The following is a 24219-nucleotide window of genomic DNA, read 5'->3' as shown; positions in this document are numbered from 1 at the left end:
GTAATTTAACTGCTTTAACTTATTTAAATGGGAAAACAGCAGGTTTCACCTTTTACAAAGGACCAACTAATACCACAGGAAGAAACCCTTGAAATCTACAAACGTAAGGGAGAACTTTTTATAGGAATACCTAAAGAAACAGCTTACCAGGAAAAGCGAATTTGTCTTAGTCCAGATGCGGTGGCTGCAATTACCGCTCACGGTCACCGGGTAATGATCGAGTCTGGTGCCGGGAAATGGGCCAGGTTTAGTGATAAGGATTATTCAGATGCCGGGGCCGAGATTACGAAAGATACTCGTAAAGTCTTCTCCTGCCCTACTATCCTAAAAATAGAACCACCTTCAGCCGAAGAACTGGAATATATCAATCCGCAAACTATATTGATATCTGCCCTACAGATCAAAACTCAATGTAAAGAATATTTTCAGAAGCTGGCAGAGAAGAGAATTACTGCGCTTGGATTTGAATTTATTAAAGATGATGACGGTAGCTATCCTATTGTAAGAGCTTTAAGTGAAATTGCCGGTACCGCGTCGGTGCTTATCTCATCTGAGATCATGAGCAATCATGCTGAAGGAAACGGTTTAATGTTTGGGAATATAAGTGGCGTTCCTCCCGTAGAAATCGTAATTATTGGCGCAGGTACCGTGGGGGAATTCGCTACACGATCTGCCCTGGGACTGGGAGCAAGCGTCAAGGTGTTTGATAGCTCACTTACCAAATTAAGAAACATACAGGCTAATTTGGGCAATACTTTCTACACCAGTACCATTCAGCCTAAAAACCTATTGAAAGCTCTTAAAAGAGCTGATGTGGTGATAGGTGCAGTACGGGGAAAGGATCGTTCGCCAATTTTAGTAACCGAAGAGATGGTGCAATCCATGAAACGTGGAGCTGTAATAATCGATGTGAGCATCGATATGGGTGGTTGTGTGGAAACCAGCGAAATTACCTCTCATGATCAGCCTATTTTCACTAAACACAATGTGATACATTATTGTGTACCGAATATTCCTTCGAGATACGCGCGTACCTCCTCACTATCAATAAGTAATATCTTTACTCCTTACCTTTTGCATATTGCAGAAGAAGGCGGTTTAGAAAATACTTTGAGATTTGACAAGGGTTTGCGCAATGGTTTGTATTTTTACCACGGTATTTTAACCAGCAAATCTATTGCAGACTGGTTTAATCTTTCTTACCGTGATATAAACCTATTGATCTTTTAAAATATGAAGTTTGTTCATCGCCTGGCCTATTATGGATTAGGCCTTTTTTTTGGAATCGTAATTCTTATCTTTTTTTTAGGAGGTAAAAAGACTTCCTGTGATTACTCTCCTAATGCCAGGGTTCTGAAAAATATCAAGATCAAGGAAAGAAACTTTTCTGAGAATTCAATGGAATTCTTTAAAACCCGGAATATCGATACTTCCCTGGTTTCTGAAATATTAAAAAATGGCGATGTAGATTTCAACAAAAGTGATACAGAGGCTACACCTTGTAATATTTATTTTATCTCCGGTGGTTCTAATGCAGAGACCATAGAACTGGAGATCGAGAATTGTGATAGTATCGCTACGATAAAACAGGCATATATATTAAAAGACGGGTAAAACACCCGCCTTTTAATTTTAAGCTTATAAAAAGAGGTTATTCAAGAATTTGCTCCGCGTGAGCTTTAGTCTTAACTTTTTTAATAACTTCTTCTATCTTGCCTTCTTCATTTATGATAAAGGTGGTTCTATGAATCCCATCATATTCTTTCCCCATGAACTTTTTTGGACCCCATACGCCATAGGCATTTATTACCTCTTTCTCTTCATCTGCAAGTAAAGGATATTTAAAGTCGTATTTATTTTTAAAATTTTGTTGTCTCTTTTTGGAATCGGCACTCACCCCAAGGATCTCATATCCTTTAGCTTTCATAACATCATAATTATCGCTTAAATTACAAGCTTCTGCAGTGCAGCCGGGAGTGCTTGCCTTGGGGTAGAAAAAAAGAACCAGCTTCTTTCCTTTATAGTCAGATAATTTGATCTCATTTCCATCCTGGTCTTCGGCTTTAAAATCGGGAGCCTTATCCCCTTCCTTCAATGTTGTCATAATTATTACTTTTGCCCTAAATTAAAACTTTATGACCAAACAGGAAAAGGTTCAGTTTGTAATTGATACTTTAAATGATATATATCCCGAAATACCGATCCCATTAGACCATAAGGATCCTTATACTTTATTGATCGCCGTTTTACTTTCTGCTCAAAGCACCGATGTAAAAGTAAATGAAATCACCCCTAAATTATTTGAAATAGCCGATACTCCCCAGAAAATGGTTAGGTTCAGCGTAGAGGAAATTCGTGAGATCATAAAACCGGTAGGCTTGTCTCCAATGAAGTCTAAAGGAATTCATGGCCTATCAAAAATTTTACTTGAAAAATATAATGGTGAAGTTCCAGCAGATTTGGCTGCTTTGGAAGAATTACCTGCCGTGGGTCATAAAACGGCAAGTGTTGTTGTCGCCCAGGCATTTAATATTCCTGCTTTTCCAGTAGATACACATATCCATAGACTCATGTACAGGTGGAATTTAACTAATGGGAAGAATGTGGTGCAGACCGAAAAGGATGCTAAAAGATTATTCCCCAGGGATCTCTGGAATAAATTACATCTTCAGATCATCTGGTATGGAAGGCAATATTCACCGGCCAGAGGCTGGGACCTGGAAAAGGATATCATAACCAGGACCATAGGCAGAAAAAGTGTACTTAGCGAATACAGGAAAAAGTATAAAAAGTAAAAAGACCTGCGAGCTGAGCTCTCAGGTCTTAACTGATTAATTTAAAATTGTTTCAAATTTCGTCATCTTATACTCCGAAATATGAAGTGCTTTTGAATAATTTAAAAGAAATTCAATCGTCTCCTTTTTCGGCTTAATACGTTCTGTATTTTCCTCTTTTGAAGAATTTTTAAAGTAAATTTTCCCCATTTGCTATTATTTTATGATGGTTTTATAAAATAACGTCTCAAATGAAGGAATATTGCTTCGCCTAATTAGTCAAAATTAAATTTCTCTTTTCTATGATCTTACGTAAGTTAATGAGGGCATAGCGCATTCTACCTAAAGCCGTATTAATACTTACTCCGGTACGTTCTGATATCTCTTTAAAACTCATATCCCTGTAGATCCTCATTGTAAGAACTTCGAGTTGATCTTCTGGCAATTCTTTTATCAATTCCCTTACATCGGTCTCAATCTGGTCTTTAATAAGTTGTCTTTCAGCATCCAGACTATTGTCACTCAAGACTGAAAAAATATTAAAATCTCCGCTATTGTCAAATTTCGGCATTCTTTTATTTCTCCTGAAATGATCAATTACGAGATTATGTGCTATTCGCATTACCCAGGGAAGAAATTTACCTTCTTCATTATACTTCCCTCTTTTCAGGGTTCTGATTACTTTGATAAAGGTATCCTGAAAAATATCTTCAGCGATATCCCTGTCAAAGACTTTAGAATAAATAAAACTGTAAATACGATGTTGATGTCGATTGATGAGTGCGCCAAGTGCGCTTTCCTTTCCATCAAGATAATTACGAACGAGAGAGGCGTCAGTTACCTTAGTGTTATTCATAACAGTTACTTTAAAATACAGGATTGTAGGACTCCTGCGGGTTAGGTTATTTAGTTTAAAAAAAGTAACTGTGTTGAATAGGCAACTTATATTTTCGGGTTATGCACCAAATATAGTAAGATAAATTCTACAAATGCAAACAAAACCTTAATTTTTTAACAATACTATAGCTTTTTAGAAGCTTTCTTTCCCGCTTCATTATGAGTAACTTTGCGCCTTTAGCAGAAAAATAGCATGACAACAGATCTTAGTAAAGTAGACCCAAAACAGAATATTATAATTAAAGGTGCCAAGCTGCACAACTTAAAAAATATCAATGCCATTATTCCCCGGAATAAACTGGTTGTGATCACGGGATTATCTGGTTCCGGTAAGTCAAGTCTTGCTTTCGACACGCTTTATGCTGAAGGTCAGCGTCGCTATGTGGAAAGTCTTAGTTCATATGCCCGGCAATTCCTGGGAAGACTAAATAAACCGAAAGTAGATTATATAAAAGGTATTGCTCCTGCTATTGCTATTGAACAAAAAGTAAATTCCACCAACCCCAGATCTACCGTAGGCACCTCTACAGAAATCTATGATTACCTTAAACTATTGTACGCCCGGATTGGTAGAACCTATTCCCCGGTTTCCGGAAATGAAGTTAAAAAAGATACGGTTACAGATGTAATAAATTATGTAAAGTCTTTTCCGGAAAGGGAAAAGCTGCTTTTATTAGCGCCCATACATGTTGAGGAGGGTCGCTCGCTGGAAAAAAAGATCAACGTCTTAGCTCAACAGGGATATAGCCGAATTAAGCTGGACGAAGAAGTAGTTAGAATAGATGAGACCGACCTTAAAAAAGCGAAAGATGACAATACCTGGTTGGTGGTTGACCGGATTATTACTAAGGACGAAGAAGATTTCTACAACCGGTTGGCAGATGCCGTCGAAGCTGCATTTTTTGAGGGAAAAGGCGAATTGTATATTGAAAAACTTTCTGACCACAGCAAAAGGCATTTCAGTAATAAATTCGAACTGGACGGGATTAGTTTCCTTGAACCGAATGTACACCTCTTCAGTTTTAATAACCCCTATGGCGCCTGTCCTAAATGCGAAGGTTATGGAGATGTTATAGGTATTGACGAGGAACTTGTAATTCCAAATACAGCACTTTCTGTTTACGAAAATGCAATTTTTCCATGGCGAGGCGATAGTATGAGTTGGTACCGTGATCAACTGGTTAATAATTCACATAAATTCGACTTTCCAATTCACAAACCCTATTTCGAGCTTAGTGATGAGCAAAAGGATCTCATCTGGAATGGTAACCAATATTTTGAAGGTCTGAATCAGTTTTTTGAATTTCTTGAAAGTAAAGCATATAAGATACAGAACAGAGTCATGCTTTCCCGTTATCGTGGAAAAACAAAATGTTCTGCCTGCAAGGGTAAAAGATTGAGGCCAGAAGCTCAGTATGTAAAGATCAAGGATCACAGCATTACAGATTTGGTTGAAAAACCCTTGAATAAAGTCAGGGCTTTTTTCCATGATCTTGAACTGAATGAATATGACGAAAAGATCGCAAAACGCTTATTGACCGAAATTAGGAATCGACTTAATTTTCTTTCTAACGTGGGTCTGGATTATCTTACCCTTAACCGAAAATCCAATACGCTTTCTGGCGGTGAGTCCCAGAGAATAAACCTCGCTACTTCGTTAGGTAGCAGCCTGGTTGGCTCTATGTATATTCTTGATGAACCATCTATTGGCCTGCATCCCAAAGACACAGAAAAGTTAATAGGAGTGTTGAAAAATCTTAGGGATCTGGGTAATACGGTAATTGTCGTGGAGCATGATGAAGAGATCATGAACGCCGCAGATGAAATTATCGATATTGGTCCTGAGGCAGGAACCAATGGAGGTCATGTAGTAGCCACCGGGACATTGAAGGATATATTAAAATCTGATTCATTAACCGCAAGCTACCTTAATGGTAAAATGGAAATTGAAGTACCTAAAAAAAGAAGAACTTCAAAGCACAGAATAAAAGTACTGGGTGCCCGGGAAAACAATTTGAAAAATATTGATATAGAATTCCAGCTGGGAATATTTACCGCTATTACCGGAGTATCGGGAAGTGGAAAAAGTACTCTCGTAAGGAAAATTTTATATCCTGCCGTTCAAAAAGAAATAGGTGGATATGGTGAAAAAGCAGGGCAGTTTAGCGGTGTAGAAGGAGATTTTAAAACTTTGGGAACTGTAGAATTTGTAGATCAGAATCCAATTGGCAGGTCTTCCAGATCAAATCCGGTTACATATATCAAGGCCTACGATGATATCCGGAATCTTTTTGCAGCGCAGCGCCTGGCTAAACTAAGAGGTTTTAAAGCAAAACATTTTTCATTCAATGTAGATGGCGGTAGATGTGAAACCTGTAAGGGTGAAGGTGAGGTTACCATCGAAATGCAGTTTATGGCCGATGTACATCTGGAGTGTGAAACCTGTAACGGGAAAAGATTTAAAAAAGAAGTACTAGAAGTTACATTTCATGAAAAAAACATTGATGATGTTCTAAATATGACCATTGATGATGCTACCGGCTTTTTCGAGAACCATAACGAGCATAAAATAGTTAAAAAATTAAAACCGCTGCAAGATGTAGGGCTCGGGTACGTTCAGTTGGGACAGAGCTCTTCTACCCTATCTGGTGGCGAAGCGCAAAGAATCAAGCTGGCATCTTTCCTGGTAAAGGGAATTACTAAAACTAAAGCTCTGTTTATCTTTGATGAGCCTACCACAGGTTTACATTTTCACGATATCAAAAAGCTTCTGAAATCTTTCAATGCATTGATATCTAAAGGGCATACTGTAATAGTGATTGAGCATAATATGGACCTTGTAAAATGTGCAGATTACGTGATAGATCTTGGACCGGAAGGTGGGGAAAATGGCGGATACTTAGTCGCACAGGGTACACCAGAGGAAATTGGAAAAAATAAGGATTCCTATACTTCAAAATATCTACAGGAAAAACTTAATTAACGTTATTAACTGTATCTCAATGTTTTAATACTGTTCAGAATCATTGGTAACTGCCCAATTATCTGGCTTTTCAGACTTTGGCACGTGCTTTGTATTTCTTAAGAAAAATGTTCTTAATTAAATACACTACTACCATGAGAAACCTGACCCTTATTTTCGCACTCTTTTTTATCGGATGGTCAGTATCGGCCTCTGTTATATCTAAACCTGCCACTTTTAATTATTATAATTATAACGATTCTTTCATTTTCGTTGAGGGTGGAGTAGAATTCGCGATTTACCCGAATGGTGAATTTGATTTTTACTTTAACCCGGATTTCAGGAGAGGTAATTCAGTTCATATTTCAACTCCCAATGTGAATATTAGTTATAATGCCGGCTATAACTATGAGCCATATGTACAGTATGACGATTATGGCGCGGTTATACAGATTGAAAATGTTCCTATCTACTACGATTACTATGGTAGAATTATACAGGCAGGAAATATATTCCTTAACTATAATAATTTTGGAAGACTTGCCAGGGTAGGAAATTTACACATACATTATAATCACGCTCATCGCATTACGCATTATTCAGGGTTTATTAATCATTATAACAGGCATTATGTTTACAGACCATGGCATGATTACTACAGGCGTCCCCATGTAAATGTTAGTGTTGTATTTGGAAGGCCTTACAGAGCATTCTATGAACCTCGCAGGATATCTTATAATCAATATGTGACGGTTTACAATAATTATTATGTGAAAGAAAGAAGGCAAAGAAATTTTTACAGGCCTTCGCAACGGGTAAAATCTTATAACTATGGAAGAAGGACCGATTCCAGGAGGGATATCGCTCATGTTAGAAGTAGAAATGAGTATAATGCGCCTGCTACCAGGAAAGGTGTTGCCAGAGAACGTTCTTATTCTGACCGAAAAAATAAGGTAAGAACTGATAGCAGAAGAATTGAAAAACGAAATACCTCAGACAGAAATCAGCGTATCTACAGTGACAGAACTGAACGCAGTACTAATTCTAAGGGTAGAGCGAATAGAGTTGACAATTCAACCAGAACTAAACAAACATCGAATAGCGACAGGTATGAAAAAAGGCGTGAGCGAAAACCTTCTGCTACCGTTGAGAACAGAAGATCAAGTAGGCTTGAAAAGGCTTCTCCAAGAACTGGACAAAGATCTGTTCAATCCGGGAGCAATACCAGGGTTAACAAAACAGCTCCTGCTCAAAGAAGCAGAACGGTTGAAAAAAGTTCCAGAAATTCTGAAAGGAATTCAACTGTAAATCGTCAAAAAAGGCGAAGTGATGTTCATGTTAATAAAAGAACTTCTGCAGGAAGTACAAGAAATGAGTCGGTTAGATCAAAAAAATCTACTTCCAGGAGAAGTTCGGCACGAAATATGGATAATAGATTATAGATGACAAGTTCATAATTTAATTTTTTGGTTGGTTAGTTGGAAAACCCTTGAAGCTCCCAAGCTGATAGGGTTTTCTCGTTTTAGGCCCTATCTGTAAACCGATCAATTAAAAGGTTTATATCCCGTGAGAAACGGAAATAATAAACAATAAATATATATAAAATACCTGCGAGGATCCCTTTAATAAGAATGTTTAAAACCGGATGAAACGGGAGGCTTATAAAATAAAAACCCAGACTAAAAATCAGGATTACCAGAAGAGTCCATCTCGTTTTTGCAGTAAAAGGATGAATTTTAAATTTTTTCAGAACAATAAAGATCTTAGAGGTATTATATATTCCAAATGCTATAAAACTGGCCAGTGCTGCTCCTTCAATTCCAAATTCGGGAATGAATAACATATTCAGAATAAACGCCAGGATTACAAGTATTACCCCTACCCCGAGTACTATCCGGTAATAATCTGAATTAAATAATATACTGTTATTATTGCCAAGAATATTATCATAGAGTTTGACCAGAGAGATAAGCAGGATGATGAGCAGACTTATTTCGTAATCATCTGGAATTAATTCATATAATGAATTTACATTGGAAATTATCCAGATAAAGATAAGTCCGCTTACGATCAAAAGATTCAAAGAACTCTTCTCATAAAGTTCCCTGAGGCCGGCCTTGTCTTTTTTATTGAGCATCTCGGCAGTTAGTGGATTAGTGATTTGGTGCATGGCCTTTTGAGGAACCGAAATTACCGTAGCTATATAAATGGCTATACCATATATAGCGACATTTTCAATAGGCAGATAGTATTCTATCATTACCTTGTCAAGATCCAGTAAGACCGTGGCCACAGAAGCTGCTAAGAGAATGAGGGATGAATATTTAATTACCGGGGAAAGGTTCCTTGGAAATTTAAAACTGAATCTGGGTCTGTGTAGAGAAAATGCATAAATAGCCATTAGCACAGTCCGAAAAACGAATACCCCAGAAATACTATATATAAAAGTTTGGACATTTATCCAATTGAATGAAACTGCCAGCAGTAATACACTTATGCAAAACCGGTGAAAAACCTCTTTCATAAGGTTTCCAAAAGCACTTTTATAATAGATCTTAGACCATGAAAAGAAGACTTCAAAGTAGGCCGTAGCCATTGCAACAATAAATATAAGCCAGACATATGGCTGAACCAGGGAATTTTCTCCTTCGAAATAATTCAGTAAATATTCGTAAAAGATCAACCCTGCAACTCCCAATAAACCACCAACTATCGCTGGCGTAACCAGAACAAAGTTCATTAACCTGTCCTGATCTCCTCTCGTTTTATAAGAAGTAAAAAACTTGATTAGGGTACTATGCACCCCGAAAACCAGAAATGGCCAGATAAGATTTGCCGCAGAAAGGAGGAAACTTACCAGGCCGTAATACTCCTTACTAAGAAAATAGGTAAAAAGAAATAAGGTATTAACCGCCCCGATCCCGAAACCAACATAAGTGGTCAACATATTTTTTAAGGACTGATTAATTATTATTCCCATTTTAGAACTGCTTAATTAATTGAGCAAGCTCACCGGTTAATGTTTTACGGTGATATTTTTCAATATTCTTGGAAGCACTCATTTGCTCATCATTCATGTATTTCTGAAATAAAGTTTTTAAATGATCTTTTATACCTGAAATATCTTGATACGTGAAGCAGTGCCCTGAATTTGTTTCCTGAATGATCTTTTCAACATCCCATTGTTCAGGTCCAACGGCTAAAATGGGATTCCCAGATGCCATATATTCAAATAGCTTCCCCGGGATGATACCTCTCGTTTCAATTGAATCTATCTCGATAAGAAGTAGAACAGACGCTTCCTTTTGCTTTTCTAATGCTCTGGAATGGTCTACATAACCCTCATTAACCAGGAATTTATCTAATCCATAAGATCCAATGCTTTTTAAAACTGTCTCACTTACTTTCCCGGCGAGACTAAATTCAAAATATTCCTGAAACCTTTTATCCTCCTCGAGCAAATCCTGAAAAGCCTTCCAAAGATTTTCAGGATTTCTACCGGCCAATAAAGAACCGATATGTGCCACCTGGAATTTAGGATTTTTCACATCTTTATTTCCTCCAGCCTCATCATATCCGTTTGTAATTACAGTAACTGGCTTTGATGTTTTATTTACAAATTCCTCTCTGGTAGTAAAACTGGTGGTAATGATCTGATCGGCTGTATTTAGAACTTCTTTTTCCAGATCTTCATGCTTTTTCCTGGCAGTAGAATTAAGTCTTAGTTTGTCATGGTAACCAATCTGAGTCCAGGGATCGCGAAAATCTGCGATCCAGTTTAGGCCCATAACTTTTTTAAGGTTTAAGGCTATTAAATGTAAACTATGAGGTGGCCCTGTGGTAATGATCGCATCATAATTCCCATCTTTAATCTCTTCTTTTAAAAATTTTACAGATGGAGTTATCCAGAATTTACGTGCATCTGGAATAAAGTAATTTCCCCTGATGTAAAGCATGGCTTTCTGCAAAGCAGTTTGCTCTTCTTCATCTTTTATTATTCCAGAACTAATAGTTTCTGTATCCTTCCTGGAAAAAATTCCCGCAATTGAATAGGGCTCAAAAATTTTATTTTTGATCACCCGAACACCTTTGGGGATCTCCTCTACAAAGCTTTTATCTATTATTGGATAATGGGGGTTCTCGGGGACATAAACTACCGGCTCTACCTCAAAATCACCCAAATATTTTACAAAATTCAGCCAGCGCTGAACTCCGGGACCACCTGCTGGAGGCCAGTAATATGTGATAATGAGAACTTTCTTCATTCAGTTATTTAATCTGGAGATCAATTTCTCTTTTTAAGCTCGTAACCTAATCCACCAATTAGAACCAACCCTATTATTATCGAACTCACTAAAGCGACTGTACTTCCTGTTTTCACAACCTGGGGTTCAAATTTAAAAACCAGGTCATGCGCTCCTGCTGGCAGATTCATTCCCCTTAGCACATAGTTAACCCTAACATGTGATACAGGTTTGCCATCAAGGTATGCCTGCCAACCCGGCTGGTAATAATTTTCAGAAAATACCGCAAATTGAGGCTTATCTGCTGAATATTTATACTTTAATTCATTCGGTTTATAACCAACCAGATCAATACTGGCATCAGGATCAAAATTGAAATTCATGTTTACCTTTTCCCTGAATTCGGTATTGATCACGACCGTATTATTAAGATTAACCTCTTTAAGGGAAAGAATTTCCTCATCCTGATTTTCCACCCACTTTACATTTTCCACGAACCAGGCATTACCAAAAGCATTCGGATTTTGCTGGGCCTGGGTTCCATCTTCTGTAGGAATGATAAAGTACTTTACATTAAGCATACTTAGGACCTCTATATTATTGGTAGAAATATAGAAATCATACAGATCCTGGATCCTGCCCGGTTTGGCGGCGTGATACCCCCCTATCGCATTGTGATAGTAAGAAGTTCTACCAGTATTAAAAGGACTTCCTGAAACATCGAAAACTTTAAAATGAGTAGTATCCTGCAGAATAGCCTCGTCTGCTGCCAGCTTTTGAAATGGTTGCTGCATTTCACGGGCCTGCACAAAGTCATCATTATTTACATACCGGCGATCTACACTAACCAGATCTATTAAGATCATTATGCAAAAACCAGCGATTACCAGGTTTTGATTGAGCTTTTTCTGGAGATACCCCCAAATGAGTGAGGCGGAAAGCAGTACTAATACCAGGGATCTAATTACATCTGAATTGAATATACTTTTTCTGTCTTCCTCCAAAGCATTCATAAAGTCCATCCCAAATTGGCTGGCATACATACTATCATTTGCCCCGGCAAAATCAAATAAGACGGATTTAAATAACAGAAAAACCAGCAATATTCCACTGGTTGTAGCTGCAGACCATTTTAAAGCATATAATTTCTGGTCGTCCTCAATCTTTTCAGAAAACAATTTATGGAGACCGATTACAGCGAACAATGGGAGGCATAGTTCCAGTATAACCTGTATCGATGAGACGGCCCTGAACTTATCATACAAGGGAACATAACTGATAAAGAAGTCTGTAAGAAACCCGAAATTTTTTCCCCAGCTTAACGTTAAAGCCAGTATACTGCCCCCGACGACCCACCATTTTAACCTTCCCTTTATCAGGAATAAGGCAAAAACAAACAAAAATATCACTGATGCTCCAATATAGGCAGGTGCACCCACAAAGGGTTGATCTCCCCAATAGGTTGGGGCATTTTCAGCAAAACCCTGGGCCTGTACTGGAGAAGCGCCAATTTCTCTCAATGCTTGATAAAGGTTGGAATCTTTACCTATATTTTCTGAACTTCCTCCACCCATGAACCTGGGAACCATCAGGTTAAAACTTTCAATGATACCATAACTATATTCCGTAATATAATCGAAACTTAAGCCATCATTTTGTTTGGGACTGCCATCTGGCTGTATAGTAAGGTTTGATTCTCCACGGGTACTAAATCGGGCATATTCACTTGTGGCAAGTAAATTGGTTGCATTTGCGGCTATAGCAAGAACAACCGCAATTACCATAATTCCTAAAGATTTGAAATACTGCGGAAACAGCTTTTTACGATAGGCATCTACCAGGTAGGCAATTCCTAATATTATTACTAGCAGTAACAAATAATAGGTCATCTGGAAATGGTTAGCCTGTATCTCCAGGGCCATGGCCACCGTTAACAATAAAAAGCTCCAGATATTACGATTCCTGAAGATCGCAATTATACCTGCAATAACCATGGGCATATACGCAATCGCATGCGCCTTGGCATTGTGGCCTACACCCAGGATAATAATTAAATAGGTTGAGAAACCGAAGGCAATAGATCCAAGAAAAGCCAGTCTATAATCTACCTTCATGCAAAGCAACAGGATATAAAACCCTATAAAGTACAAGAATAGATAATCTGCCGGCCGGGGAAGAAACCTCAAGGCGGAATCAAGTTTTTTCACATAATTATGGGGATAGTAGGCCCCTAATTGATAGGTTGGCATACCTCCAAAGGCTGCATCTGTCCAGTATGGCTCTTCTCCTGTTTGCGCTCGGAAATCATTTTGCTCCATGGCCATCCCAATGTACTGGATAATATCGCTCTGGAATATTTCCTTGCCTTGAAGAACGGGGTTAAAATAAAATAGGGATAATAGAATAAAACCTGCCAGAACTAACAGGTGAGGTAAGAATTGCTTCAATTTAGCCATTAATCGGACTTTTGATTTTAAACCACAATTTTTGTGTCGAACAAGCCCCGTACCGGAGCTTGTTAAAATCCGAAATTAATCAATTTCTTCGTAATCGATATATTCCCCAACATTTTTATTGGATTCCTTATTTCCCTTAGGTTTTTTATCGATAGTGACCTTACCATTTTTTTCAGGAGGTCTTTGAGCTCCTCCAAATTGCTGATTAAATTGCTTTTCAAATTTTTGTCCCATCTTTTTCATAAACCATTTCAGAATAAGCGGACCAAAAAAACGAAAGAATATTTTTAGACCGAAGTATACTAACAGAACTATAAGTACCGTTTTTAAAACCCCGGATAATGATGCTTCTAACATTCTAAATCTTTTTGCAAAAATAAAAAGAAGCCTTCAGAATGAAAGAAGCTTCGGCTATAAAATTATAATAAATCTTCTATCTTTGAGAGAAACAAGCCAACCAATCATGCGTAAAACAGCCATATTTAGCTTATTTCTAATTATTGCTTCCAACCTGCACGCTCAATATACCGAAACCATAAATTCAAACCGCCCCGGACAGTCTCAGGGGGCCTTCGCCGTAGGAACTAATGTAATTCAATTGGAATCTGGTCTTTATTTTGGTAATGAAGAACATTCGGGATTAGGTACAGATACAGATCTCTGGGGTATTGACTATCAATTGCGCTATGGACTGCTGTTTGAAAATCTTGAATTGAATCTCACCGGCGCTTATGAATCACAGGATATTTTCAGGAATTTTCTCGGTACTACCAGCGAAGGCAAGATCAGTAATTTTAGGGCAAATACTATTGGCGCCAAGTATTTGATCTTTGATCCATACCGAAGTCTGGAACCAGACAAACCGAATTTATATAGCTGGAAGGCAAATCAGCGGTTCAAATGGAAAACTCTTATACCGGCTGTTTCTATCTATGCGGGAGCAAATTTCTCTTTAGGAGATAATCCCTACCTGTATGAAGGAGAAAACAAGTTCAGCCCCAAGGCAGCGCTGATTACTCAAAATAACTGGGGTCGCTGGGTTCTGGTATTGAATTTTATTGCCGATAAATTGACCGAAGAATTCAGGTCGTATACAGGTATTATTACCTTTACCCATACTTTAAGCCAGAACCTGGCTATTTTTGGAGAATACCAGACCATTAAGAGCGATATATATGCAGATGATATATTAAGAGCGGGTGGAGCTTATTTAATTGGTAAAAATTTTCAATTCGACATCTCCGGACTGGTTAATTTTAAAGACACACCTTCCAAATGGCAGGTTGCTGCGGGAGTATCCTATAGATTAGACCTGCATAAAGTTGATGAATTTCTGGAGGAATCCAACGAAGGAAATAAAAGAAGGCAGAGAAGCAGAAAATTAAGCCGGGAGCGGGAAGAAACCGATGACGGCGACGGAAATTAAACGGCATTAACCTCCAATAAAAAAGGTCCCGCATTTTGCAGGACCTTTTCTTTTATATTGTTTTGTTGATTACTTATTAGACATAGCTGCCTCTACAGAAGCGGAAAGTCTTTTATAAGTACCATTCTCAAGTCTTTCACGAATTGCTGAGAAAGCGACCAGAGTTTCTTCAATATCCTGCATAGTGTGTGTCGCTGTTGGGATCATCCTTAACAGGATCAATCCTTTTGGAATTACCGGGTAAACCACGATAGAACAGAAAACACCATGGTTCTCGCGAAGATCTTTCACCAAAGCCATAGCCTCTGGAATGCTACCTTTTAGATAAACCGGAGTAACACAACTCTGCGTAGTTCCAATATCGAATCCTTTTTCCTTTAATCCGTTTTGAAGTGCATTTACATTTTCCCAAAGCTTCTCCTTAAGCTCAGGCATAGTTCTTAGCATTTCTAAACGTTTCAGTGCCCCAACGACCAACTGCATTTGCAGAGATTTGGCGAACATCTGTGATCTAAGGTTATACTTTAGGTAATCCATGATTTCCTTATCACCAGCGATAAAGGCACCGGTACTTGCCAGTGATTTAGCAAAAGTGGCGAAATATACATCTATTTCGTCCTGAACACCCTGCTCCTCGCCTGCCCCGGCTCCTGTTTTACCAAGAGTTCCAAAACCGTGGGCATCATCCACAAATAATCTGAAATTATATTTTTTCTTAAGCTCAACTATCTCTTTCAATTTCCCCTGCTCACCACGCATTCCAAAAACACCTTCAGAAATAAGAAGAATACCTCCGCCGGTCTGTTCAGCGATCTTGGTGGCACGTTGCAGGTTCTTTTCGATACTTTCCATATCGTTATGCTTATAGGTAAACCTCTGACCTAAATGCAATCTAACTCCGTCAATGATACAGGCATGTGCATCTACATCATACACGATCACATCCTGTTTGGAAACCAAAGCATCTATAGTAGATACCATTCCCTGGTATCCAAAATTTAACAAGTAAGCAGATTGTTTATGTACAAAAGATGCTAATTCATCCTGCAACTTTTCATGAAGGTCTGTATGACCACTCATCATTCTAGCTCCCATAGGATAAGCAGAACCGTATTCGGCTGCTGCCTCTGCATCTACTTTACGAACTTCAGGATGATTGGCCAGACCCAGGTAATCATTAATACTCCATGTGATCACTTCCTTTCCACGGAATTTCATGCGGTTAGAAATTGGTCCTTCCAGTTTCGGAAAAACGAAGTATCCTTCAGCCTGTTCAGCCCATTTACCTAGCGGTCCTTTGTCTCTGTAAATTTTATCAAATAAATCCTTCATCGGTCATTTTTTAGACGAGCCGCAAAAATACTGAAATTTGGCTCAATTCTACAAAGTAAATTATAAACATCGAAATCTAATAAAAACAAAAGCATCCTACAAAAAATAGGATGCTTTTGTTAATAAGTGTTAATATCGTATTACTTGATCACTTCAATCGATTGTGAGGTGCTTTCGTGCTGTGTATCGAAAAATCCCTGCTCATTCATCCAGTCATCACTATATATTTTACTCATATATCTTGAGCCGTGGTCTGGAAAAATAATAACCACATTAGAATTTTCATCGAATTCACCCTCTTCCTGGAGCTGCCTTAAACCCTGCATCGCGGCACCACTGGTATAACCCACAAAAAGGCCTTCTGTACGCGCAAGTTCCCTTGCACTGTGAGCTGCCTCCTCATCGGTCACTTTAGTGAATTTATCTATAACATCGAAATCTGTGGCTGAGGGAATCAGGTTTTTACCTAATCCTTCTATACGATAAGGATATATTTCTTCTTTATCTAATTCCCTTGTCTCATGATATTTCTTTAGAACGGAGCCAAAAGCATCTATTCCAAGAATTTTAATGTCCGGGTTTTGTTTTTTCAGAAACCTGGCTGTGCCAGATATGGTTCCACCTGTACCACTACAGGCTACCAAATGTGTGATTTTTCCTTCAGTTTGCCTCCAAATTTCCGGTCCGGTAGAGTTAAAATGAGCGTCAATATTCAACTCATTAAAATACTGGTTGATATAAACAGAGCCTTTGATCTCTGAATGCAATCGTTTTGCGACCTCATAATAAGACCTTGGATCATCTGCCGGAACGTTCGCCGGGCATACATATACCTTGGCGCCCATGGTCTTCAGCATATCTATCTTATCTTTTGAAGATTTAGAACTAACGGCAAGTATACATTCATAGCCTTTAATGCAGCTAACCATAGCAATACTAAACCCGGTATTTCCTGAAGTCGTTTCGATAATAGTATCTCCCGGCTTTAGAATACCTTTCTTTTCGGCTTCTTCGATGATATGCAGGGCAATCCTGTCTTTTGAGGAGTGACCCGGATTAAAGCCTTCCACTTTTGCAAAATATTGGCCTTTATAACCCGAGGTTATTTTATTTAGATGTATTAACGGCGTATTACCTACGAGTTGCAATACATTGTCATATACCTTCAAGTCTTCTTTCATAAATTGAAGTTCATTTCAAAAAAGATCTCAAAAATTACTTTCTAAGACCGTTCAAATTTAAGGCAAATTTTTCAATTACTGGTTTATCCCTTCCAGATCCAGTAAAAACGCATACTCTTCAGCAACCTCCTTAAGAGCCTCAAATCTTCCTGAAGCTCCACCATGTCCTGCGTCCATATTTGTATGAAGCAGTAATATATTATCGTCTGTTTTATACTCTCTTAGTTTAGCAACCCATTTGGCAGGCTCCCAGTATTGAACCTGTGAATCATGTAATCCCGTGGTCACCAGCATATTTGGATAGTCCTGAGCCACCACATTGTCATAAGGAGAATAAGACTTCATATATTCATAATACTCTGGAGAATTTGGATTACCCCACTCATCATATTCACCGGTGGTAAGCGGAATGCTATCGTCCAGCATGGTGGTCACGACATCTACAAAAGGTACCGCAGAAATAACCCCGTTATAAAGATTTGGCGCCATATTTACTATCGCACCCATTAACAGGCCACCGGCGGAGCCACCCATCGCATATAGATGATTGGAACTTGTATAATTTTCCTTTATGAGAAATTCTGAAACATCGATAAAGTCTGTAAAAGTATTTTTCTTTGAAAATAGCTTTCCATTCTCATACCATTCACGCCCCAGGTATTCCCCACCTCTAATGTGAGCGATGGCATATATAAAACCTCTATCCAAAAGGCTTAATCTAACCGAAGAGAAATACGGGTCTATCGTAGAACCATAAGAACCATAGGCGTACTGAAGCAAAGGACTGCTCCCGTCAAGTTTAGTTCCTTTTCTGTAAACCAGGGAAACCGGAATTTTCGTACCGTCTTTAGCAGTAGCCCAACGCCTTTCTGAGATATAGTTATTCTTATCGAATTTTCCACCAAGCACCTCCTGCTCTTTCAGGACCTTTTTATCACCAGTCTTCATATTATACCCTACAACAGAGGTAGGAGTAGTAAGGCTGTTATAGGTATACCTCAGCAAGTCTGTTTCGAAATCTGGGTTTATAGAAGTATAAGCGGTATAAGTTTCATTATCGAAAGGAATATAAAATTCTTTGCTACCATCCCACTTGATTACCCTGATCTTGTTTAGCCCATTTGTTCGCTCACTAACCACGAGGTATTCCTTGAAGATATCAATGTCTTCCAGAAGAAAATCTTCCCGGTGCGGGATCACATCTACCCAATTATCCATTCCGGTATTATTCACCGGCGTTTTCATCAACTTGAAATTGGTAGCTTTATCCTTATTGGTAACGACGTAAAAATTATCGCCAAAATGCGAGATGCTGTATTCAAGTCCTCTTACCCTGGGTTGGAAAACCTGAAAATCACCATCAGGTTTATTAGCATCAAGAAACCGATATTCGGTAGTAAGAGTACTATGAGAACCAATGATGATATACTCTCTGGATTTGGATTTATAGACATAAGTATTAAAAGTCTCATCCTCTTCTTCATACACAAGTTGATCCTCACCAGGGTCTGTGCCTAAGATATGTTTGTAGATTCTAAACGATCTTAGCGTTTGCGGATCCTTCTTGGTATAATATAATGTCTTATTGTCATTAGCCCAGGTAGATCCACCTGTGGTATTTTTTATCTCTTCCTTGTATATCTCACCAGTTTCAAGATTCTTGATTCTAATAGTATATTTTCTTCGGCTCACCGTATCGGTTCCAAAGGCTACCAGCTTATTGTCTGGGCTTACATTTAGACCTCCAAGGCTGTAGTACTCAAAGTCCTCAGCCATCTTATTCACATTGAACATGATCTCTTCTGGCGCCTCCAGAGATTCTTTTTTTCTTGAATATATGGGATAGTCAAAACCTTTTTCAAATCTGGTGATGTACCAATAACCATTCAGTTTATATGGAACAGATTTGTCGTCTTCTTTAATGCGAGACTTCATCTCCTCAAATAACTCTGCCTGAAATGCTTTCGTGTGAGAAGTCATTTTATCATTATAGTCATTTTCAGCCTCCAGGTAAGAGATTACCTCTGGATCTTCACGCTGATTCATCCAAAAATAATTATCAATTCGCACGTCTCCATGCTTCTCGAGTTCCTTAGCTATTTTTTTTGCGATTGGGGCTTTTATGTCTTTTTTCAATTCAGTGTTATTTTGAGCGGTTGCAAAGGTAATGCATCCTAATAGAAATACTAATAGTCTTTTCATATTGGCTTGTTTCACGCGGTAATTTAGTAAATTTGAACTTCTAATTTTTAAATCGAAAAAATATGTTTGGAGATATGATGGGCATGATGAATAAACTGAAGGAAGCCCAGGAAAAGGTGGAAGCGACTAAAAAGCGCCTGGATACTGTATTAGTAGATGAACAGTCTAGTGACGGACTCTTGAAAATAACCATCACCGCGAACAGGAAGGTCAAGAATATTTCTATTGACGAAAAGTTACTGGAAGATAAGGAGCAACTGGAAGACTATATGGTTCTTACCATGAATAAGGCAATTGAAAAAGCTACCCAGATAAACGAAGCAGAATTAGGTGCTGCAGCAAAAGACGGCATGCCTAATATACCTGGCATGGATAGTTTTATGAAATAGAAGTTTTGGACACAATAAGAAAAGCCCGGAAAATTATTCCGGGCTTTTCTTATTTTTTTAGGTTCAAGGATTAAGCCTCTCCTCTGGCAGGATAATCTTCCTTAAGCACAAAAGATATAGACTTTAACAGATCATCAAATTTTGGCCTGGCAAAAGGCATAGACTGGACACTTGCAGAATATAAAGTGTTGTCTGGCTTAATTAAAAATAAGGCAGGTTCCAGAAATACATCCGGCTCTGCATCTTTAATAGCTTCAGAAACATATAAATCCCATTTTCTTCCATCTTCTATACTAAAGTCATAACCAATATTCAGATTATCAACATCCCATTCTTTAACGGTTTTTTGAGCTAATTCTTCAGTATTTGAACTTATACAGATTGCATTTACTCCTTTATCTCTGAAATCATCGATTTTGTTGTTGAGTTCTTCCAGATACTTTTTACAGACCGGGCAATGAATCCCCCGGTAAAAAATGAGCATTGTAAAGTTATCCGGCTCATTGTCGCGAAGGTTCCAGGTCAAACCTTTGGTAGTTTTTACAATTAGTTCCGGAACTTCCTGTCTGGGTTTCAAATTCTTCATCGTTCTTTTTTTTGAAAAATAGAAGATTTCAATCTCTGCCCCTCTTAAAAAGCTGCCAATCTTTAGTTAAGCTTTTTAAAATTTATAAAGCGATACCTCTAAGTACTTTCTGAAAATGTAAGTGCATTTCTTCAGAATAATCCAAATGGGTAACAATTCGTAATTTACCCTGACCCATATTACTAATGCGGATATTTTCTTTAGAAAGTTCATCTATGAATTTTGATTCATCTTCGGGATCTTTCAGGTAAAAAATGATAATATTGGTTTCAACAGGTTCCACCTTTCCTATATAGCTCAGATCATCAAGTTGTCTGGCAATTTCTGAAGCTCTTTCATTATCCTTTTTCAACTGCCCAAGATGATTATCCAGGGCATAAATTCCGGCGGCCGCCATAAATCCTACCTGCCTCATTCCGCCACCCAATACCTTACGCACTCTAATGGCATTCTTCATAAGATCTCTTTTTCCCAGAAGTACAGATCCCATGGGTGTTCCTAAACCTTTGGATAAACATACAGAAATGGTATCGAAAATTTTACCATAGGTTTTAGGATCTTCATCATTTTTTACGATTGCGTTAAATAATCTTGCTCCGTCCAGATGAAGTCCCAGGCCATGTCTGTCACATACTTTCCTGATCTTTTTAACCTCTTCAAGGTCATAGCAGGCTCCTCCTCCTTTATTGGTTGTATTCTCCAAACATACCAGAGAAGTTAAAGGACTATGATAGAAATCGGGAGGATTAATGCTCTCTTCCACCTGTTTAGCGGTGATCATTCCGCGATCACCATCTACGAGTTTACAGGAAACCCCGGAATTAAAAGATACGCCGCCTCCCTCATAATTGTAGACATGCGCCCATTTGTCACAGATCAATTGTTCTCCCGGCTGGGTATGAAGTTTAATACCCGCCTGGTTGGCCATACTTCCGGTAGGAAAAAACAAAGCTTCATCCATACCAAACATATCGGCTAACTTTTGTTCCAGCTTATTAACTGTAGGGTCTTCCTTATAAACATCATCACCTACCGGTGCGGTCATGATGGCTTGCAGCATTTCCTTGGTTGGCCTGGTTACCGTATCACTTCTAAGGTCTATTTCTTTCATTGATTTTTTTTCTGAATTGCTAAGGTAAAATTTATAAAGTCTTTTTCTAAAAATCATTTCGCCTTCCGTTAGAATACATATTTCAGCGAAGGAGATATCTCTAATATTTCACCTTGGAACTTATGCGACTTAAATTTTTTATCGCAAAACCCTGATAAACAGATATTTTATTCATAATTTATGAAAAAGACATTCCATGAGTCACAATTCTGAAAATCCCACTTTTAAATCTTACAACCGGGATCCCGGATTATACGATGAAATCTTTGATGAAAATGATAACGTAAGGGAAACCTATAAAACCCTTTTTGACCTCTATAGTGAGCATTCGGCAAAGGACTTTGGAAGATTGAATGATAAGGCGAAAGCTTCATTCTTCAACCAGGGAATAACATTTCAGGTTTATGGTGACCATGAGATCAAAGAGAAAATTTTCCCATTCGACCTTTTTCCGAGGATCATTGATGCAGAAGAATGGGAAGTTATTGAGAAAGGAGTTTTACAAAGAAGTATTGCTCTTAATGCCTTTCTCTGGGATTTATATCACGACAAAAATATTATTAAAGAGGGTATAGTCCCGTTAGATCTTATAAGTTCTTCTGTTAATTACCTGGACCAGATGAATGGATTTGATCCTCCCGGTGGTATCTATAATCATATTTCTGGTACCGACCTTATAAAGCATTCAGACGGTAGGTATTATGTGCTTGAAGATAATATTAGATGCCCATCAGGAGTGAGTTATGTGGTATGTAATAGAACTGCCCTGAAACGGGCCTTATTTGGCGTCTTTAACCATTACCAGGCATATACTGTCACCAATTATGCAGAAAATTTACTGGAGATGCTGCAATCTGTCAAACCAAAAGGGGTTGATATCCCAAATTGCGTAGTGATAACCCCGGGGATCTACAATTCTGCTTATTACGAACATTCTTACCTGGCGAAGGCCATGGGCGTGGAATTGGTTGAAGGCCGCGACCTGTTTGTTGAAAATGATTTCGTTTATATGAAAACGATCAATGGTCCCGTAAAAGTTGATGTTATCTACAGAAGGATAGATGACCAGTTCATAGATCCCCTGGAATTCAAACCCGATTCTTCTTTGGGAGTACCGGGTCTTATGGCCTCCTATAAAAAAGGAAATGTTTGCCTGGTTAATGCACCAGGAACAGGTGTAGCAGATGATAAGGCAATTTATACGTATATGCCGCAGATCATTAAATATTACCTTGAGGAAGAACCCATTTTAAACAATGTTCCTACCTACCACTGCAGCAGACCAGATGAACTAAAATATGTTCTTGAGAACGTTGCAAATCTCGTAATAAAGCCAGTGGACGAGGCCGGCGGATATGGTATTTCAATAGGAAACAGACTTAGCCCGGAGGAGATCGAAGAAGTTAAAAAGACAATTCAGGAAAGTCCTAGAAAATACATAGCTCAACCTATTATGTCCCTTTCTGTACATCCCACTTATATAGAAGACAGTGAATGTTTTGAACCAAGACATGTGGATCTTCGCACCTTCACTTTACTGGGCAGTGACAAGAATTTTGTTTTGAAGGGGGGACTTACCCGAGTAGCCTTGAAAAAAGGAAATTTAATAGTTAATTCTTCTCAAGGTGGCGGTTCAAAAGATACCTGGGTTCTAAAGAAAAATCAATAGTTTATGTTAGCAAGAGTAGCCAATAACCTGTTTTGGATGGGAAGATATATTGAACGTTCAGAGCATATAGCCCGATATTTAAATGTTAATTATTTCGCCTCTCTGGATGCTCCCAATGAACTCTCCCAATCCCGGCAATTTGTTCTGCAATCTATGCTTTTTATGGCCGATGACTTTATCAGAACAGAAGATTCCCTGGAAGAGGAAGAAGTATTGTATGATATCGCTTTAAATTCAGAAAAAACATATTCGATCATTAATTATGTGAAACTGGCAAGAGAAAACGCTAACAGCGCGAGAGATCTTATTTCAACGGAACTATATGAATCTATCAATAAATTTTACCACTTCGTTTTGAATTACCCTGTGGACAATTTTAAAAAAAGAGGTCTGTATGACTTTACCGTACAGGTAGCAGAAAATGTTTCAATTCTCAGAGGGAAAATTCGGGGAACACTGTTACATGATGAAGTATATGCCATCATTATGCTGGGAGTGAATATCGAAAGAGCCACCCAGATCATTCGCATCATCAATGCAAAATTTAAAGATGCAGTTATAGCCCAGGGTAGTTATGGTGATACTTTAAAGAATAGTTATGAATGGACCACGCTACTAAAATGTGCTGAATCTTATGATATGATGAGACGCTTTTATAGACAAACTCCTACCAGTCTTACCACTCTGGAATTTTTAATTTTGAATACCGATTGTCCCCGATCTGTGATAAACAGCCTCAATCAGGTTTGTAAACATATCATGGTTCTATCACAGGATAAGCATCCTAAAAAGAATTCTTCTGCCTTTCTTATTGGAAAAGTAAGAGCGAAATATCAATTTAAAATAATCGAGGAAATCGAGAGTGACCTGGAGACTTTTATCCAGAATATTCTGGATGACCTTAATAGTATAGGGCTTAAATTACAGAATGAATATTTTCATTATTAGTATTGGAATTTCATCTTTATTTGCCAGGCTTAAATTAGTCTT

The 24219-nt window shown here is 38.3% G+C and carries 20 protein-coding genes; 9 read left to right on the top strand and 11 right to left on the bottom strand.

Translation table 11 applies throughout. The annotated features are described in order from the left end of the window. Positions 1–27: 27 nt before the first annotated feature. The gene (locus FGM01_RS00290) at positions 28–1230 is read left to right on the top strand and encodes an alanine dehydrogenase (RefSeq protein ID WP_143409127.1); all 1203 of its coding nucleotides are present in this window, start codon (positions 28–30) and stop codon (positions 1228–1230) included. Positions 1231–1233: 3 nt separating this feature from the next. Continuing rightward, a complete protein-coding gene (locus FGM01_RS00285) occupies positions 1234–1614 on the top strand; it encodes a DUF4258 domain-containing protein (RefSeq protein WP_143409126.1) in 381 nt (126 codons plus the stop codon). 37 nt (positions 1615–1651) lie between these two features. Here the strand turns inward: FGM01_RS00285 and bcp are convergent, their stop codons facing one another. Continuing rightward, positions 1652–2104 carry a thioredoxin-dependent thiol peroxidase gene (gene bcp, locus FGM01_RS00280; protein WP_143409125.1) on the bottom strand — a complete coding sequence of 151 codons (453 nt, stop codon included), beginning with the start codon at positions 2102–2104 and terminating at the stop codon, positions 1652–1654. 31 nt (positions 2105–2135) lie between these two features. Here bcp and FGM01_RS00275 point away from each other — a divergent pair, with 31 nt between their 5' ends. After that, on the top strand, positions 2136–2795 hold the full coding sequence (locus FGM01_RS00275; RefSeq protein ID WP_143409124.1) for an endonuclease III domain-containing protein: 660 nt from the start codon (positions 2136–2138) through the stop codon (positions 2793–2795). Positions 2796–3045: 250 nt separating this feature from the next. Here the strand turns inward: FGM01_RS00275 and FGM01_RS00270 are convergent, their stop codons facing one another. Next, on the bottom strand, positions 3046–3630 hold the full coding sequence (locus FGM01_RS00270) for an RNA polymerase sigma factor (RefSeq protein ID WP_143409123.1): 585 nt from the start codon (positions 3628–3630) through the stop codon (positions 3046–3048). A 234-nt stretch (positions 3631–3864) separates the two neighbouring features. Here FGM01_RS00270 and uvrA point away from each other — a divergent pair, with 234 nt between their 5' ends. Next, complete coding sequence (gene uvrA, locus FGM01_RS00265; RefSeq protein WP_143409122.1) at positions 3865–6654, top strand: excinuclease ABC subunit UvrA; 2790 nt, start codon at positions 3865–3867, stop codon at positions 6652–6654. Between the two features lie 134 nt (positions 6655–6788). Next, the gene (locus tag FGM01_RS00260) at positions 6789–8075 is read left to right on the top strand and encodes a splicing factor U2AF large subunit (RefSeq protein ID WP_143409121.1); all 1287 of its coding nucleotides are present in this window, start codon (positions 6789–6791) and stop codon (positions 8073–8075) included. 80 nt (positions 8076–8155) lie between these two features. Here FGM01_RS00260 and FGM01_RS00255 read toward each other — a convergent pair whose 3' ends face one another. The 4 genes from FGM01_RS00255 to FGM01_RS00240 all read right to left on the bottom strand — a co-directional run bounded on the left by FGM01_RS00255 (position 8156) and on the right by FGM01_RS00240 (position 13690). After that, complete coding sequence (locus FGM01_RS00255; RefSeq protein ID WP_143409120.1) at positions 8156–9613, bottom strand: polysaccharide biosynthesis C-terminal domain-containing protein; 1458 nt, start codon at positions 9611–9613, stop codon at positions 8156–8158. A gap of 1 nt (position 9614) precedes the next feature. Then, positions 9615–10898 (bottom strand): glycosyltransferase family 4 protein, encoded by a 1284-nt coding sequence (locus tag FGM01_RS00250; protein WP_143409119.1) that lies wholly within the window; start codon positions 10896–10898, stop codon positions 9615–9617. 20 nt (positions 10899–10918) lie between these two features. Beyond that, positions 10919–13333, bottom strand: coding sequence for a YfhO family protein (locus FGM01_RS00245; RefSeq protein ID WP_143409118.1), 2415 nt, complete (start codon positions 13331–13333; stop codon positions 10919–10921). Positions 13334–13408: 75 nt separating this feature from the next. Beyond that, on the bottom strand, positions 13409–13690 hold the full coding sequence (locus FGM01_RS00240; RefSeq protein WP_143409117.1) for a DUF4834 family protein: 282 nt from the start codon (positions 13688–13690) through the stop codon (positions 13409–13411). A gap of 82 nt (positions 13691–13772) precedes the next feature. Here FGM01_RS00240 and FGM01_RS00235 point away from each other — a divergent pair, with 82 nt between their 5' ends. Further along, positions 13773–14759 (top strand): transporter, encoded by a 987-nt coding sequence (locus tag FGM01_RS00235; protein WP_243735737.1) that lies wholly within the window; start codon positions 13773–13775, stop codon positions 14757–14759. A gap of 69 nt (positions 14760–14828) precedes the next feature. On the opposite strand, the gene capB is transcribed toward FGM01_RS00235, so the two are convergent. The 3 genes from capB to FGM01_RS00220 form a co-directional block, all read right to left on the bottom strand. Then, entirely contained in the window at positions 14829–16091 is a 1263-nt protein-coding gene (capB, locus tag FGM01_RS00230) for a cysteate-C-fatty acyltransferase (protein ID WP_143409115.1), read from the bottom strand. Between the two features lie 140 nt (positions 16092–16231). Then, positions 16232–17272: a cysteate synthase gene (gene capA / locus FGM01_RS00225; RefSeq protein ID WP_143409114.1), complete on the bottom strand. Its 1041-nt coding sequence runs from the start codon at positions 17270–17272 to the stop codon at positions 16232–16234. A gap of 75 nt (positions 17273–17347) precedes the next feature. After that, the gene (locus FGM01_RS00220) at positions 17348–19474 is read right to left on the bottom strand and encodes a S9 family peptidase (RefSeq protein WP_143409113.1); all 2127 of its coding nucleotides are present in this window, start codon (positions 19472–19474) and stop codon (positions 17348–17350) included. A gap of 62 nt (positions 19475–19536) precedes the next feature. On the opposite strand from FGM01_RS00220, the gene FGM01_RS00215 reads away from it, so the two are divergent. Further along, positions 19537–19863 (top strand): YbaB/EbfC family nucleoid-associated protein, encoded by a 327-nt coding sequence (locus FGM01_RS00215; protein WP_143409112.1) that lies wholly within the window; start codon positions 19537–19539, stop codon positions 19861–19863. A 70-nt stretch (positions 19864–19933) separates the two neighbouring features. Here the strand turns inward: FGM01_RS00215 and FGM01_RS00210 are convergent, their stop codons facing one another. Further along, positions 19934–20449, bottom strand: coding sequence for a redoxin domain-containing protein (locus FGM01_RS00210; protein ID WP_143409111.1), 516 nt, complete (start codon positions 20447–20449; stop codon positions 19934–19936). Positions 20450–20531: 82 nt separating this feature from the next. Beyond that, positions 20532–21560 (bottom strand): threonine aldolase family protein, encoded by a 1029-nt coding sequence (locus FGM01_RS00205; RefSeq protein ID WP_143409110.1) that lies wholly within the window; start codon positions 21558–21560, stop codon positions 20532–20534. Between the two features lie 196 nt (positions 21561–21756). On the opposite strand from FGM01_RS00205, the gene FGM01_RS00200 reads away from it, so the two are divergent. Further along, on the top strand, positions 21757–23229 hold the full coding sequence (locus FGM01_RS00200; protein ID WP_143409109.1) for a circularly permuted type 2 ATP-grasp protein: 1473 nt from the start codon (positions 21757–21759) through the stop codon (positions 23227–23229). A 3-nt stretch (positions 23230–23232) separates the two neighbouring features. Next, a complete protein-coding gene (locus FGM01_RS00195) occupies positions 23233–24177 on the top strand; it encodes an alpha-E domain-containing protein (protein WP_143409108.1) in 945 nt (314 codons plus the stop codon). Positions 24178–24219 lie beyond the last annotated feature (42 nt).

It is taken from the genome of Christiangramia sabulilitoris, from assembly GCF_007050985.1.
Classification (GTDB): domain Bacteria; phylum Bacteroidota; class Bacteroidia; order Flavobacteriales; family Flavobacteriaceae; genus Christiangramia; species Christiangramia sabulilitoris.
The sequence above is the reverse complement of the archived record's forward strand: the minus strand, read 5'-3'. Positions and strand labels throughout refer to the sequence as shown.